Below are 16,192 nucleotides of genomic sequence, written 5' to 3' on the forward strand. Positions count from 1 at the left end.
ATGGAAAGAACCGACCAATCTCAAGGTAGGTTTTTCCGTCTTTTTCAGCTTTGTACTTTAACTGTCTGGTGAATTCCGACCACCCACAATCGCTAATCGCTTTCGCTAAATTGTGGTTTTTCACCATGTTTTTGACCGCAATATTCTCCACAAACAAAAAAGATTAATGGTAAGCCCGATAGATTATTGTCAATCTGCGCGGCATCGAACCGCTTGATTGACTTGCCTTTCATCCCCACCCACAAGGGGATGGGGAGTTCCCGGCAATCCCATTAAAAACAGAAAGACAATTCTACCTCCAAGGGTGGATGTTATGGAAACCCGCAGAAACCCGGTTTCTTAAAGAAACCGGGTTTCTAGGAGTACGATCGCAATTCTTTTGCTGATGTTGGTGGTATACCCTAAACATTGTAGAGACGTTTCATGAAACGTCTCTACAGTCGAGCGATATGAATGGGGTCATCGAAGCAGTTTGGGCAATAATTTGTCGCTTCTAGACAAGAATTATGGCCAAACCAGACCCTATTTTCACGCTTTGAAAAAAAATTATTTCAAATTTTCACTTTTGTCGAAACTTACAGTTTGGAACCAGGGCCAGCCATAACATCATCGCGATCGCGCGAAACAGTCCGTTCTGGTTCCTTACGGAACAGGTTAGCTAAACCGATCAAACCCAGCAATCCCAACCAACCCCAATTATTATTATCATCTCTTGTTTCCTGGAAAGGAGTCCTGTCTATAACAGGGCCAGATCTATCGACGTTGGTGTTATTTTGTGCAGCAGCAGGTAATGTCGAAGGCAAAATAGTTAAACTCAAAGCGATGACGCTGGCTCCGACAAGCTTGGATAAATTAGAAGGCTTCATATTTCTCCTCTTTGCTCTCAATGGGCGGCAGATTCTTTACATCCCCAAATTTATCGGTTCATCAAACAACTCTCATCAATCTGCGGTGGGAAACCTTCTTATTCCAGACTCTAACTCAAGAGGGGGTGAGCAAGTCAAAAGTCAAAATTCCTCCTCTTCCCTTCTCCCTTTCCCTCTCCCTCTTGTTTTTGACTTTTAACTTTTGACTTTTGACTTTTAAAAGCCCCTAACGATTAGCTTGTTCTGTCACTCGCTGAATCTGTCTGGCGAAATAGCTTTCGCGGTGTTTCAACTGCTGGGCTAATTCCAAACCTTTTTGAAAAGCTGAGAGCGCTTGTGCAAAGTTTTTATACTCTAAATAAAGTTGTCCTACTTCGTCGTAAGTATTCATCATCCCGTAAAAGTTGTAAGCTAAATAGTCGGCTTTCACTAAGACTTGATAAGTTTCTAAAGCAGCGTTTATTTGCTTCTGAGCGCGTTGTATCGCGACTAACTTCCGCAGCGCATCCCCTGCACTAGCATACTGTTGAATTGACCAAGCAAAGGCGTAAGCTTCTTGATAATTTTGTGTGGCTTGTTCCAGGCGACCGACCGCTTCGTAAGCCGACCCAATTTCCAATTGCATAGCTGGAATTTGGACGAAATCTTGTTGGTTGCGGTAAAATTCAATTAATTGCTGCTTTATTTTAATGGATTTCTCAATTTGGTTATCTTTGCCGTAAAGATATGCCAGTTGTTTGAGATAATTAACTTGTTTGGTGCGATCGCCTGCCTGTTGTGCGAAATTTACTAATTCTTGATAAGCGCTTATCGCCTTCGCGTAATCAAACCAACTTAAACTCAATTCCCCAATTTTCAATAGCAGCGCTTCTTCTTGAACTTTATTGCCTTGCTGCCGCATTGCTGCTAAAATTTGTTCGTAGACTTTGACAGACCAGTCAGGCGCTCTGACTTGCTCGAATGCAGTCGCGAGCGATCGCAACAAATCCAACTCTACCGGCGGCTTCAATTGCGTTTGCTGAATCGTTTGCAGTCGTTTTGTGATATACTGTACGTCTTCGCTGAGATTTCTCTCCCAAGCAATTCCGCCAACGCGACTCAGAGCTTGCACTTCCGGCAACAATCCCAAATATCGCCGCAATCGCAATTCGCGATACCATGTTTCCAAAGCGCCCTTTTCGTCGTTAGCTTGTAATTTCGCAGCAGCTTCGGCATTTAATCGATCCAAAGCAGTTGCTAAAGTTGCCAGTTCTGCTTGAGTCAGGGGTCGTTTGTCTCTGCCAGAACGAGGTAGCAAGGGATCGCGAACTCTGATTTCCAACGGATTGGGAGGAAATTGATTTGGGTTGGGCTTTTTATTATTATTATTATTGTTATTGTTGTTATCGGCGGCTATGCCTGGGTAAGTGATGCCCACGCACAAAACCGAAAAAAACAAAAGCGGGGGAAGAGAAAGTTGCAGTTTTAGTTGTTTGCGGGGCATATAAAAGGGGCTAGGGCGTCGGGGTTAGGGGTTAGCGAAGAGGGAAAAGGATTATCGTGTAAGGGATAGAAAGATTGGAGGGAAGATTTGAAGTTGTCCTAACTGGCTTGGCGGTTGCTATATATTAAAATTTGAAATCTAAAATCTAAAATCTGAAATTTCATAATAACTAATAGGAGAACTTCGTGAAAAAAAGCTTACAAAGACTATTATTAGTTTTAGCAGCAGGGCTACTGAGTTTGCTCTCTGCTTGTAGTTTGCCGCAAGTCAGCGCCCAACAGCGCACTTTTCTCAACTTATCCCTAGAATTTTTGGGACAGTACCAGCTACCCAAACAAAAGTTTCAAAGTACGCCAGTTGGGGGATTGTCGGCGCTAGCATACGATCGCAGGATCGATCGCTTTTACGCCCTTTCCGACGACCAAAGCGTATTCGCTCCAGCTCGGTTTTACACCCTTAAGCTTTCTCTTGGCAACACTGGTATCCAAAACGTACAAGTAGAAAACGTTACTTTTCTCAAAGGACAAGACGGACAACCTTTTCCCAAATACACTATAGATCCAGAAGGAATCGCCCTTTCTCCGCAACGAACTGTATTTATTTCCAGCGAAGGTGTCGCTAAAAACAGCATCCCCCCTTCTGTCGGTGAATTCGATTTGCAAACAGGACGTTTGCGCCAAACATTAGCCATCCCGCAGCGCTACATCCCCGATGCTAACGACGATAAACAACAGCGAGGCGTTCCAGAGAACTTGGGATTTGAAGCTCTCACACTCAATCCTACCGGATCGGTGCCGGCTAGCGGCGAACCAATTCGCTTATTTACAGCGACAGAATCGGCGCTCGTACAAGACCGCGATCCGGTACAATTAGACGATCGCGGCAATCCCAAACCACAACCTATCAAATGCCGTCTGCTACACTACTTAGTGAGCGATCGCGCACCCATTCCCATTTCCGAACATCTTTATCAACTATCCCCTCCACCACCGGGCGCTCAATATCATGGTTTAGTGGAATTGCTAGCAGTAGACCAAGGCGGACATTTTCTCAGTGTAGAGCGTTCTTTCGGTCTTTTTGGGATCGACATTCGCATTTTTCAAATCGCGACTGGCGCAGCCACCGATACTTCCCGCATTGTCACATTAAAAGGAGAATTGCGGGCGATCGATCCGATTAAGAAAAAGTTACTTTTGGATTTGAAAGAACTTGGGATTAGTTTGGATAATATCGAGGGAATGACACTTGGCCCTCGTTTCCCCGATGGCAGTCAGAGTTTGATTTTGGTAAGCGATGACAACTTTAACGAAAAGCAAGTAACGCAGTTTCTCTTGTTTCGTCTTAAAGGCGGACGTTGAGGATTTTACTTTAACGCTAAAGTCGCAAAAGGAAGCCACTCATTTATGTCCGGTTGCATCGATAGCGGAAAAACTTGCATTTACATCTGTGTTCATCTGTGTTTATCTGTTTTCATCTGTGGTAAAAAAGCTTTTATCTATGACTGCTAAAGCTACGAGTGTCGAGTTCCGCTTTAACAGCCAGCCATTTACATAACGATCGACAATTCATCAGCAACTTGAATGCGACCTTTGACCAAAGAGCGAATCAGACGATCGAGACAACCGCGTTGTTCATCAGTAGTAGACTCGTCCAGAATCGCAGCCATCATACCATAGCGATCGGCTTTCGTGAGGCGGTGAGTGTCGGTAACGGTAGCGATTAGTTCTTCGATTGCGCCGGGGAGGAGATTCACTGGAGACATGGGGTTGCTTTGAACTCGACATCTTTATCATCTCCCTGTTTCCCTTAAGCGCGGGTGATTCTGCTGATATTTCTTGAGTGATAATACTGATGGTGTTTGGTGAGTCAAACCAGAGCTAATATGCGATCGAAGTCACAGTTCGCGCTTGCTAGCGCCCAGTCCAGTAGAATAAATTGACAAAAATAACAATATATGTGTTGTGTAGAGGCGATCGCATTCGCCCACTCAAGTTAGACCCCAACTAACCTATGGGTATAGTTGGGGTCTGACGGCAAATATTTCAGTACAAATATGGTTAATTAGTTAGGCAAAGGCGAAAACTTGGATTGCTGGGAGTGTCGAGTTCCGCATCCATTCGCCAGCCATTTACATAACGATCGATAATTCATCAGCAACTTGAATGCGACCTTTGACCAAAGAGCGAATCAGACGATCGAGACAACCGCGTTGTTCATCAGTAGTAGACTCGTCCAGGATCGCAGCCATCATACCATAGCGATCGGCTTTCGTGAGGCGGTGAGTATCGGTAACGGTAGCGATTAGTTCTTCGATTGCGCCGGGGAGGAGATTCACTGGAGACATGGGGTTGCTTTGAACTCGACATCTTTATCTTCCCTTGGTTTCCCTTAAGCGCGGGTGATTCTGCTGATATTTCCTGAGTGATAATACTGATGGTGTTTGGTGAGTCAAACCAGAGCTAACCTGTGACGCGAGTCACACTTATAGCAAGCGCCAAATTTGAACCCCAGCATCATAATTCCAAAAGACGCCAAAAGAGTAAAATGACTTGGGAGCGATCGTCAAAAAGCAATTTAACAAGCAATGACTCATTCAACCGATATCGCCACTTTAGCCCGCTTAATGGCAGCAGACTTCAGCAATCAAGCCCAAGCCTTTGAAAATCCCCCATTTTACGCCCACATTCGCGTTTGTATGCGTCCCTTGCCTCTGGAACTTCTGGGCGGAGTGAGTTTGTTTGTCGAACAAGCTTACGACTACACGCTTAACAATCCCTACCGGGTGCGCGTTCTCAAACTCGTGAATACAGATTCCGGTATCCAAATCGAAAACTATACCGTCAAGGAAGAACAAAAATTTTACGGTGCTTCCCGCGACCTCAATCGACTTTACAACCTCAAATCAGAACAATTAGAGAAATTACCAGGCTGCAACATGATTGTAGAGCGGATTGACAGCACTTTTAAAGGTAGAGTGGAACCCGGAAAAGCTTGCATGGTATTTCGCAACGGCAAAAACACCTACCTGGATAGCGAATTCGAGATCGATGAAGAAAAGTTTATCAGCCTCGACAGAGGACGCGACCCAGAAACCGACGAACACATCTGGGGTTCCGTCGCCGGCCCCTTCTACTTCGTCCGCTGGGCCAGCTTTGCCGACGAGATAAAAGTCTAGCTAGGGGTTAGGGGTTAGGGGTTAGGGCGTCGGGGCTAGGGAAGAGGGAAGAGGGAAGAGGGAAAATCTTAATTCCCCCACTCCCCTCTGTCCCGTTTTTTCTTTTGACTTTTGACTTTTGACTTTTGACTTTTGACTTTTAGCCGCTAGATTTTGTTGATTGAGAGGGTACCCAAACCTGGTAGATTTAGCGAGTGTCAGTCAACAAGATTAGCAACATAGCAACATGAGAGTCCTGGTTATTGGTGGCGATGGCTATTGTGGTTGGGCAACAGCACTCTATCTTTCCAACCGAGGTTACGAAGTCGGTATTTTGGATAGCCTGGTGAGGCGACACTGGGATTTAGAGCTTTGCGTTGAAACCCTGACACCGATCGCACCCATCCAGCAACGCCTTCAGCGCTGGCGCGATCTGACGGGTAAAAACATTGACCTGTTCGTCGGCGATATCACGAATTACGACTTCTTAAGCAAAACCCTGCACAAGTTTCAACCAGAGACTATAGTGCATTTTGGCGAACAGCGATCGGCACCTTTCTCCATGATCGATCGCGAACACGCCGTCCTTACCCAAATCAACAACGTTGTCGGTACGCTCAATCTTCTTTACGCCATCCGCGAAGATTTCCCCGATTGCCATTTAGTCAAATTGGGCACGATGGGTGAGTACGGTACGCCCAACATCGACATCGAAGAAGGTTACATCACGATCGAGCATAACGGACGCAAAGATACACTTCCGTATCCTAAGCAACCAGGCAGTTTCTACCACTTAAGCAAAGTTCACGACAGCCACAACATCCACTTCGCCTGTCGAATTTGGGGTTTGCGTGCCACAGACTTGAATCAAGGCGTCGTTTACGGTGTGCTGACTGAAGAAACCGGTATGGACGAGCTGCTGATTAACCGTCTCGACTACGATGGCGTTTTTGGTACAGCGCTGAATAGATTCTGCATCCAAGCCGCGATCGGTCACCCACTTACAGTATATGGCAAAGGCGGACAAACTCGCGGCTTTTTGGATATTAGAGATACCGTGCGATGTATGGAAATTGCGATCGCCAATCCAGCCGCCCCAGGTGAATTTCGCGTCTTCAACCAATTCACCGAAATGTTTAGCGTCGGCGACTTAGCAATGATGGTGAAAAAAGCAGGTACAGCAATGGGAATCAATGTGGAAATCAATCACTTGGATAACCCCAGAGTTGAAAAAGAAGAACATTACTTCAACGCCAAAAACACCAGTTTATTAAGTCTCGGTTTGCAACCTCATTACCTCTCAGACGCACTGCTCGATTCTCTGTTAAACTTCGCAGTTAAGTATCAACACCGCGTCGATCAAAACCAAATTCTACCCAAAGTGAATTGGCGAAAATAGTAGGAGCCAATTTTCATGCGGCTGCTAACAGAACCGTACTTAATGCAAGTGAGCCGATGGCCGAAAACGGGTCGTCATATCTTAGCGCAATTTGACGATAATTCTGTTATCGTTTATCAAGCTTATCGTTCGGCGATCGGCCACTTCGCCGCTTCACACGGCTATTTCGGCGGCGAATTTAAGCTCAACCGCATGAGTTGGATTAAACCCAATTTTCTGTGGATGATGTATCGTTCCGAATGGGGAACAAAAGCCGGACAAGAAGTAATTCTTGCTGTGAGAATCAAGCGATCGGCATTCGATAAGATTTTAGCAAATGCCGTTCATTCTAACTACATACCCGAACTGTATGAGAGTGAAAAAGAATGGAAAAAGGCTCTAAAAAGCTCATCGGTTCGATTGCAATGGGACCGGGATCGTCACCCATCAGGAGCAAAATTGGAACGACGCGCCATTCAATTAGGACTGCGCGGTGATTTTTTATATCATTACGCACAAGAATGGATTATCGACATCGAAGATATTTCGGAATTTGTGCAGCAACAGCATCAATACAAAGGCGGTGACTTAACAAATTTGCTGACGCCATTTGAATCAGTTTATCCAGTTAGTAATCCCCCCATCGCTAACAAGCTAGGATTATCAGTTTCTTAACAGCACTTTTCTATGCGAATCGCTCTTTTCACCGAAACCTTTTTGCCCAAAGTTGACGGGATTGTCACGCGCCTGCGCCACACCGTCGAACACCTTCAGCGCAGTGGCGACGAAGTATTAATTTTTTCACCAGACTACGGCTTGGACGAATACAAAGGAGCGAAAATTTACGGGGTTCCCGGCTTTCCGCTACCCATGTATCCAGAATTAAAATTAGCACCGCCGAGACCTGCGATCGGACACGCCCTAGAAAAGTTTCAGCCGGATCTCATTCACGTTGTCAACCCAGCTATTTTGGGATTGGGCGGTTTATTCTACGGAAAAATGCTGAAAATTCCGCTCATAGCCTCCTATCATACCCATTTACCTCAGTATTTGCAACACTACGGATTGGGAATGTTGGAAGGGTTACTGTGGGAATTGCTGAAATCGGCACACAATCAGGCACAGTTGAATTTGTGTACCTCGATGGCAATGGTGGAAGAACTGAGAAACCACGGCATTGAGCGAGTAGACTTGTGGCAGCGGGGAGTGGATACGGAAATGTTCGATCCCGACTTAGCAAGTGCAGAAATGCGATCGCGCCTCAGTCAGGGACACCCGGATAGCCCGCTGCTCATCTACGTAGGTCGTCTCGGTGCGGAAAAAGAAATCGATCGCATCAAACCTGTATTAGAAGCCATACCCAACGCCCGCCTAGCCTTAGTAGGAAATGGCCCACACCGCGAAGCCTTAGAAAAACTCTTTGCCGACACACCAACCAATTTCGTCGGCTATCTGCACGGTAAAGAACTCGCCTCCGCCTATGCTTGTGCTGACGCCTTTATCTTCCCCTCCCGTACCGAAACCTTGGGATTAGTGTTGCTAGAAGCAATGGCAGCCGGTTGTCCCGTCGTAGCGGCGCGTTCCGGCGGTATTCCCGATATAGTCACAGATGGAGTCAACGGCTACCTATTCGATCCTACCGACGAACAAGGAGCGATCGCAGCTACCCAACGCCTGTTAGCTCATCCAGAAGAACGCGAAACCCTACGCATCAACGCCCGCCGCGAAGCAGAACGCTGGAGCTGGGCTGCGGCAACCCGCCAACTACAACGCTACTATCAATCTGCGATTTTTTCCCAGTCAATGCCATTAGCAGCGTGAAGAAGGGGCTAGGGCGTCGGGGCTAGGGGAAGAGGGAAAGGAAAGAGGGACGAGGGAAAATATTAATTCTTCCACTCCCCTGCCCCCCTGCCCCCCTGCCCCCCTGCTCCCCCGCTCCCTCCACTCACCATTCCAAGGATTGTATTAAAATAGCTTGTTCCTAGCTAGCCAAACGGATACATTCGTAGTAGGTCTCCTTACATTCACCCTTCGGGAAGGCAAAACGTTCTCAGGCAAAAACCGGAGAACGAGGGAAATCGGAAAGCGGGAGAGTGGGAGATTTCAAATTTCAAATTTCAGATTTCAGATTTATTAAAATCTTCCCTTTGAAATCTAAAATCTGAAATTTTCTTCCCTCTTCCCTCTCCCTCTCCCTCCCCCAAGGGAGCCAAACTACAGCCCGTAACCGGTCATGACCATGACACTCCCGAACACTGGTAGCGTCCTGGCGACGTTGACTCAGTTGACTCAAGTGCATCGCACTCATGCACTGTTGCATCGCGTCAAAACTCTTTCAGTTCCGGAATTTGTCTGCTTACTCGACTTTATTACCGCCGAATTCCAGCAATTTCTGAGGGCAATTGACTTAATCAATAACGAAGCCCTAGAAACCATGTTGGAGAGGACTCTAGAAGCAATTACGCTCAAAATCGGGCAAATTCTGCAAGCAGATCGAACTACGATCTTTTTGGTAGATACCGATAAAGGCCAACTGTGGTCAAAAATATCTACAGCTGAAAATGAAAAGCCTCTGGAAATTCGGTTGCCGATGAACGCGGGTGTAGCAGGTCACGTAGCCACAACAGGTGCTTGTTTGAATATCTCCGATGCCTACAATCACCCCTTATTTAACCCGGAATTAGACAAACAAATCAACTATTACACCCGCAATATCCTTTGTATGCCTATCCTCAGCAGCAAAGAGCAGGTAGTAGCAGTTGTACAGCTGACCAACAAAGCTGGCAATGTACCTTTTAATAGCGAGGACGAACAAAGTTTTCGCGATTTTGCCGCCTCGATCGGCATTATCCTAGAAAGCTGTCAGTCCTTTTACGTTGCCGCCCGCAAACAGCGCGGCGCAGCAGCCCTGTTGGAAGCGATCCAAACTCTGGGCAAGAGTTTAGACTTAGAAACAACTCTGCAATCGGTGATGGATCAAGCTCGCAAACTGATGCAGGCCGATCGCAGTACTCTATTCTTACTCAGAAGAGAAAACAACGAACTGTGGAGCAAAGTAACCGCCGCAGATGGCAAAACTATGCTGGAAATCCGCATTCCCGCAAATAGAGGGATTGCCGGTTACGTCGCTTCTACAGGTCAGCCGCTGAACATCCCCGACGCCTACAAAGATCCCCGCTTCGACCCCAGCACCGACAAGCGCACCGGTTACGTCACCCGCAATATCCTCTGTTTGCCAGTATTTAACTCTAGCAGCAACCTGATCGGGGTTACCCAACTGATTAACAAAAACCAGGGTAGCTTCACCAGCTCGGATGAAGAATTTATGCGAGCGTTTAATATTCAAGCTGGGATCGCTTTAGAAAATGCCAAATTATTTGAAAGTGTACTTTTAGAGAAGCAATATCAAAAGGATATCCTGCAAAGCCTCTCAGATGCAGTGATTTCTACTGATATGGAAGGTCGGATCGTCACGATCAACGATGCCGCTCTAGAATTGCTGGGTTGTCCGCTTCAACACGCTAGCGGTAAAATCAACAAGCAAGTTTGGGAGCAAAAATTGATGGGTCGCCTGGTTTGGGAGGTAGTGCCGATCGAAAATTTGCAAATGCGGTTACAGGATAGTTTGAAATATGCAGCCAAACATTACGTTCCAGAACAAAGCTTGACCGTGGGTTTGTGGATCGAACCTTCAGAGGACAAACCAGAGAGTGCCAAGGAATGTTTGCCGCACACCACATCCCACGAATCTAACAACAATCAACACCCCAAAACAGAAGAAGATACAAAATACTACATTCTCGTTATTCGCGATCGCATCAATCCAGATATATTCATTCCCTGGAACGAATCTACTACAGGTGACGGTGCCATCCCACCTCGCCCTTACATACCGAGGGAAAAAGTTAGGGAAATCGAACGCAGCCTCAATTTGACCGTCAACCCCCTGACTAACCCAGAAGGAGGCGTCCGAGGCGGTTTGGTTGTCCTGGAAGACATCTCTCAAGAAAAACGGATGAAAACTACCCTTTACCGCTACATGACCCCAGGTGTAGCCGAACGGGTAATGGCACAAGCTGAAGATTCCTTGATGGTAGGAGAACGTAAGGAAGTCACCATTTTATTTTCCGATATTCGCGGTTACACTACCCTCACCGAGAATCTGGGAGCAGCTGAAGTGGTATCGCTGCTGAATCAATACTTTGAAACAATGGTAGAAGCAGTCTTTAACCACGAAGGAACGTTAGATAAGTTTATTGGGGACGCTCTCATGGCCGTTTTTGGTGCCCCGCTACCCCTGAAAGACCATGCTTGGTTGTCCGTACAAACCGCCTTAGATATGCGGAAGCGCCTTGCGATATTCAACCACCGCCGTATTATTGCCGCCCAACCGCAAATCCATATCGGCATTGGCATCAGTTCCGGAGAAGTCGTTTCTGGCAATATCGGTTCTCAAAAACGAATGGACTATACGGTAATTGGCGATGGAGTTAACCTCAGTTCCCGTTTGGAAGGCGTTACTAAGGAGTACGGTTGCGATATTATTTTGAGCGAGTTTACTTATAACCTTTGTCGCGATCGCATCTGGGTACGGGAACTCGATAAAATCAGAGTGAAAGGAAAACACGAAGCAGTCACTATCTATGAATTGATTGGCAATCGCACTCAACCCCTAGAAGACCCAACCCAAGAATTTTTAGGTTATTACAATGCCGGACGAGAAGCTTACCTTTCCAGAGACTTTTATCAGGCAATTGCTAACTTTGAGACCGCTCTGAAGATTCGTCCCTTTGACCAAGCGATCTCCGTCCACATAGAACGATCTAAAAAATATCTCTTAGATCCACCTCCCGAACATTGGGATGGTGTCCATACGATGGCCACAAAGTAACTATTGAGAATTTTGGATTTTGGATTTTGGATTGAAATTCAATTGGAATTTGCAATCTAAAATTTCATAATGAGCAATGAGCAATGAGAAATTACCAATGAACGAAAAGCTATACGAAGGCAAAGCCAAAATACTTTACCCTACAGATGACCCGGAAATTCTGTTAACCGTCTTTAAAGATGATGCCACCGCATTCAATGCACAGAAGCGCGGTACTATTTCTGGCAAAGGCGAGATCAACTGTAAAATCTCGGCTCATTTGTTTCAAATGTTACAGGGTAAGGGTATTCCTACCCACTTTATCGACACTCCTGCACCAAACGAAATGCGCGTCCGGCGAGTGCAGATTTTGCCTTTAGAAGTGGTAGTCAGAAACATCGCTGCGGGTAGTCTTTGCAAACAAACTGGGTTGCCAGAAGGTACTATTGTCAAACAACCGTTGGTGGAATTTTACTATAAGAATGATGCTTTGGGAGACCCTCTGCTGACATTAGATCGTCTCTTCTTATTGGAACTTGCCACCCCAGAACAAGTCGATCGCCTCCAAGCTCTTTCTAGGGAAATTAATGTAATTCTGGGTAACTTTTTTAACGAGTGCGGCATTACTCTGGTAGACTTCAAACTGGAGTTTGGTGTTGACAATCGGCAAAAACTGCTCTTAGCCGATGAAATCAGCCCCGACACCTGTCGTTTGTGGAACCAGTCCGAAACCGATCCCAATCGCCGCGTCTTGGATAAAGACCGCTTCCGCCGCGATTTGGGAGATGTAGAAAGCGCTTACGAGCAAGTACTTGCAAGAGTTTTAGAGGTTAGGGGTTAGGGGTTAGCGCGTCGGGGCTAGGGATGAGGGCGTCGGGATGAGAGAAAGTCAATCATTCAAAAATTCCTCCTCTTCCCTGTCCCTCTTTCCCCTAACCCCTAACCTCGCATTCATTCGCGTGCTGGGCTGTCTGGAAGTCTGTTTTAATGGACTTGTGGAACACAGGGTTTGGGGATGGTATCGGGTATTAGGCATCGTAGGGGAATTTCCGTTCCCCATACCCTATGCCCCAGTCCTGCAAGTGGTGTGTGGAAGTGCTTAACAACGTGAACAAAATGCGTTTATCTCCTGTATTGGTAGCAGCTGTTACTTGGGCTACTCTCGGTTTACCGCATTCAGCAAGTGCGTCATTTGAGCCGGAAAACAAACAAACCGAACCAGCTGTTGCGAACGATCTCTCACACGAGCAAGAATTTGCTAGCACAAATGCCGTGCCCGAACAAGATCGGCGCGATATCGGCTTAACCCCTCATTCGAGTCATACGGAAACTGGTGTAACGAACGAAATTTCGGTTAAAGCACAATTTGCGATCGCCGATCGTTCGTTACTTACTGCGTCATTTGACTCGGATTTAAATATGGCCGTGCCAAATGACAAATTTATACAAGAGCGTCAAGATTTACTGACTATCGCCCACAAAAGCCACACAGTAGGTTATTTAGGTGGCTTAAAAATATTACCCTCCCACGAGAGCGTCACAGAAACTGCCCAGACACTCAAAGATACCTCGTCATCATCTTCTCATCATTCCCCTAGCTCTAATGGGGATGAAGATTTGTCATCTAAGTTTAAAAATCAAGATTCTGGAGCAAAAGCGGGAAATATCGTTCCCATAGAATCTTTATCGGGCGCAGCTTTAAATATAGGCCCCCCAAATGAAGCATTGCTATGGAGTCATTTACCCGCTACGCCACAATTGCAGGCGCAAGCTACTGGGCAAAATAGCTCAACCGTAGCACTGACGCAACAAAGTCAGCGGACAGACGAGACACCACCTTCGGAAAATCCCTCTAGCGAAGAGCAACCAAGCAGACAACCAACACAGCAAAGCGAACCGGCACAAGAAACACAACAGAATGAAAATTCCTCTAGCGAAGAGCAACCAAGCAGACAACCAACACAGCAAAGCGAACCGGCACAAGAAACACAACAGAACGAAAATCGCGATCGCGAACCGATAACACCCAGAACTGTTCAACCTACACCCGTAACACCGCCAGCCCAAGGAGTACCGCCTCAAGGAACACCGGCTCCGGAACAAGAAACGCCCGATCGTCTTCAATTAGACCTCACCCCCGGACGGGGAACTCCAGAGCTGGATCTCAATATTCCCGAACGAGCGCCCTCTGCTCCACCGATAAACGCTCAACCCAGCGAAGCCCCAGCGGTAGATCCGCGAGTACTGGTAGCAGAAGTGGTAGTCAGCGGCGCGGAAGGAAGATTGCAAGAAATCGTTTATGATGCGATTCGTACCCGTCCCGGACGCACTACCACTCGCTCTCAATTACAAGAAGACATTAATGCGATCTTCGCAACCGGCTACTTCTCCAATGTCCGAGCGGAACCTAGCGATACTGCTTTAGGCGTCAGAGTCACTTTTGTGGTAGAACCTAACCCAGTGTTGCGTTCCGTACAGGTGGAAGGTAACCGAGTTCTGCCACAGAGCGTAGTGCAGGAAATATTTAGCCCGCAGTACAACAATACTCTCAACTTCCGCACCTTGCAGGAAGCTATCAAGCGCTTAGAACAGTGGTACAAAGACAAGGGTTACGTCTTGGCGCAGGTGGTAGACACCCAAGTTTCGCCGGAAGGAACGGTTACCCTATCGGTTGCTGAAGGTGTGGTGGAAAGTATTCAAGTCCGCTTTTTGAATAAAGAAGGGGAAACCACAAACGAGCAAGGTCAGCCGATTCGAGGTCGCACTCGCGCTTATATTGTGACGAGGGAATTGGCGCTCAAACCGGGACAGGTGTTTAACCGCAACGAGGTACAAAAAGATTTGCAGCGAGTCTTTCGTTTGGGTTTGTTTGAAGATGTCCAGTTATCTTTGAACCCAGGACAAGACCCGCGTCAAGTGAATGTGATTGTGAATGTGAAGGAGAGAAATAGCGGTTCGATCGCAGCTGGTGCTGGGTTTAGTTCTGCCAGCGGTTTGTTCGGTACGGTTAGCTATCAGGAGCAAAACCTGGGAGGTAATAACCAGAAAATCGGTACAGAAGTGCAGTTGGGTCAGCGGGAGTTGCTGTTTGACGTTCGCTTCACCGATCCTTGGATTGGCGGTGACCCTTACCGCACTTCCTATACAGTTAATTTCTTCAGACGCCGATCGATTTCTTTGATTTTTGATGGTGGTGACCCGGAAGTTCGATTGCCCAATGACGATCGCCCCCGTATTCTCCGCTTGGGTGGTGGTGTCACTTTTAACCGTCCGCTTTCGCGAAATCCTTTAGCGGATTCTGAATGGGTAGCATCTTTGGGATTGCAATATCAACGAGTTTCGATTCGCGATCGCGATGGCGATATCAGTCCGGTGGACGAGCTGGGTAACGATTTGAGCTTTAGCGGTGAGGGTAAAGACGATCTGGTATTGGTGCAACTGGGTGTGGTGCGCGATCGACGCAACAATCCTCTACGTACTACCAGCGGTTCCCTACTGCGGTTCGGTCTCGAACAGTCCGTACCCATAGGTCTGGGGAATGTTTTCCTGACTCGCCTGCGCGGTAGCTACAGTTACTTCGTCCCAGTCAGATTTACCAGCTTTACCCCTGGCCCGCAAGCTCTCGCTTTTAACTTGCAAGCGGGAACTGTGCTGAACGATTTGCCTCCCTACGAAGCGTTCTCTCTGGGCGGTACTAACTCTGTCCGAGGCTACGATGAAGGCGACTTGGGTAGCGGTCGCAGTTATTTCCAGGCTACCGCTGAATATCGTTTCCCCGTTTTCTCGATTATCGGTGGCGCTCTTTTTGTCGATTTCGGTACAGACTTGGGCACCGGTGGAAGCGTACCTGGAGACCCGGCGGGTGTGCGCGGTAAGCCCGGTACAGGTTTCGGCTACGGGATTGGGGTGCGGATTCAATCTCCTCTCGGCCCGATTCGGGTGGATTACGGTTTAAATGACGATGGAGATAGTCGCATTCACTTCGGTATTGGGGAACGCTTTTAATCTCTCTGTGTTCTGCAATTTTTCGGAGGGGCATCTCATTTGGTGAGAGCGAAAATTTATCGCCTAAATGCGATCGCCCCTACAGGGTGCGTATTGCCGATCGTTTGTTTATTGGAGTGTTGGTTAAAATCTATCCAAAAAGTAGTTTTTAGATATTTTTTACCGCAGATGAACGCTTCGGAACGCAGATGTAAATGCAGTCTTTCCGTTGGATATACAGAGAATTGGGAATGAAAGATTATCCCCAATTCTCAGCTTTGGCTGGGCTATTAATTAAATTGAAAATTACTCTAATCTGGAGTTCCCCGCGCTGCGGGGAACTCCAGAAGACTAAAACCCTTACCCAGAAATGGATGTAAAGATTATCGTTCGGTCAAGTTGTACCCATGTAATTTAAGCTTTTCTTTATTTTTGAGATGATTAGCTTATGGGATAA

The 16,192-nt window shown here is 46.9% G+C and carries 12 protein-coding genes; 8 read left to right on the plus strand and 4 right to left on the minus strand.

Going from position 1 to position 16,192, the window contains the following annotated elements:
- Positions 1 to 575: 575 nt before the first annotated feature.
- Together ACE1CD_RS09085 and ACE1CD_RS09090 are read right to left on the minus strand one after the other, a co-directional pair.
- Positions 576 to 866 (minus strand): WGxxGxxG family protein, encoded by a 291-nt coding sequence (locus tag ACE1CD_RS09085; RefSeq protein ID WP_374791004.1) that lies wholly within the window; start codon positions 864 to 866, stop codon positions 576 to 578.
- A 226-nt stretch (positions 867 to 1,092) separates the two neighbouring features.
- Positions 1,093 to 2,349, minus strand: a complete 1,257-nt coding sequence (locus ACE1CD_RS09090; protein WP_374823361.1) for a tetratricopeptide repeat protein — start codon at positions 2,347 to 2,349, stop codon at positions 1,093 to 1,095.
- Positions 2,350 to 2,534: 185 nt separating this feature from the next.
- Between ACE1CD_RS09090 and ACE1CD_RS09095 the strand changes: the two genes are divergently transcribed.
- Positions 2,535 to 3,707 carry an esterase-like activity of phytase family protein gene (locus ACE1CD_RS09095; protein WP_374823364.1) on the plus strand — a complete coding sequence of 391 codons (1,173 nt, stop codon included), beginning with the start codon at positions 2,535 to 2,537 and terminating at the stop codon, positions 3,705 to 3,707.
- 188 nt (positions 3,708 to 3,895) lie between these two features.
- On the opposite strand, the gene ACE1CD_RS09100 is transcribed toward ACE1CD_RS09095, so the two are convergent.
- Entirely contained in the window at positions 3,896 to 4,111 is a 216-nt protein-coding gene (locus ACE1CD_RS09100; protein ID WP_190463938.1) for a hypothetical protein, read from the minus strand.
- Positions 4,112 to 4,477: 366 nt separating this feature from the next.
- Positions 4,478 to 4,693 (minus strand): hypothetical protein, encoded by a 216-nt coding sequence (locus ACE1CD_RS09105; RefSeq protein WP_190463938.1) that lies wholly within the window; start codon positions 4,691 to 4,693, stop codon positions 4,478 to 4,480.
- Between the two features lie 240 nt (positions 4,694 to 4,933).
- On the opposite strand from ACE1CD_RS09105, the gene ACE1CD_RS09110 reads away from it, so the two are divergent.
- The 7 genes from ACE1CD_RS09110 to ACE1CD_RS09140 all read left to right on the plus strand — a co-directional run bounded on the left by ACE1CD_RS09110 (position 4,934) and on the right by ACE1CD_RS09140 (position 15,756).
- Positions 4,934 to 5,524, plus strand: coding sequence for a chromophore lyase CpcT/CpeT (locus ACE1CD_RS09110; protein ID WP_374791010.1), 591 nt, complete (start codon positions 4,934 to 4,936; stop codon positions 5,522 to 5,524).
- Between the two features lie 226 nt (positions 5,525 to 5,750).
- Positions 5,751 to 6,902 carry an NAD-dependent epimerase/dehydratase family protein gene (locus ACE1CD_RS09115; protein ID WP_374791012.1) on the plus strand — a complete coding sequence of 384 codons (1,152 nt, stop codon included), beginning with the start codon at positions 5,751 to 5,753 and terminating at the stop codon, positions 6,900 to 6,902.
- Positions 6,903 to 6,917: 15 nt separating this feature from the next.
- Positions 6,918 to 7,556, plus strand: coding sequence for a DUF4291 domain-containing protein (locus ACE1CD_RS09120; protein ID WP_374823367.1), 639 nt, complete (start codon positions 6,918 to 6,920; stop codon positions 7,554 to 7,556).
- A gap of 12 nt (positions 7,557 to 7,568) precedes the next feature.
- Positions 7,569 to 8,702: a glycosyltransferase family 4 protein gene (locus tag ACE1CD_RS09125; RefSeq protein ID WP_374823370.1), complete on the plus strand. Its 1,134-nt coding sequence runs from the start codon at positions 7,569 to 7,571 to the stop codon at positions 8,700 to 8,702.
- 418 nt (positions 8,703 to 9,120) lie between these two features.
- The gene (locus ACE1CD_RS09130) at positions 9,121 to 11,772 is read left to right on the plus strand and encodes a GAF domain-containing protein (RefSeq protein WP_374823376.1); all 2,652 of its coding nucleotides are present in this window, start codon (positions 9,121 to 9,123) and stop codon (positions 11,770 to 11,772) included.
- Positions 11,773 to 11,869: 97 nt separating this feature from the next.
- Entirely contained in the window at positions 11,870 to 12,592 is a 723-nt protein-coding gene (gene purC / locus ACE1CD_RS09135) for a phosphoribosylaminoimidazolesuccinocarboxamide synthase (protein WP_374791020.1), read from the plus strand.
- A gap of 275 nt (positions 12,593 to 12,867) precedes the next feature.
- Positions 12,868 to 15,756: a BamA/TamA family outer membrane protein gene (locus ACE1CD_RS09140; RefSeq protein ID WP_374823373.1), complete on the plus strand. Its 2,889-nt coding sequence runs from the start codon at positions 12,868 to 12,870 to the stop codon at positions 15,754 to 15,756.
- Positions 15,757 to 16,192: the final 436 nt, after the last annotated feature.

The sequence above is a fragment of the Aerosakkonema sp. BLCC-F183 genome (genome assembly GCF_041929145.1).
Lineage (GTDB): Bacteria > Cyanobacteriota > Cyanobacteriia > Cyanobacteriales > Aerosakkonemataceae > Aerosakkonema.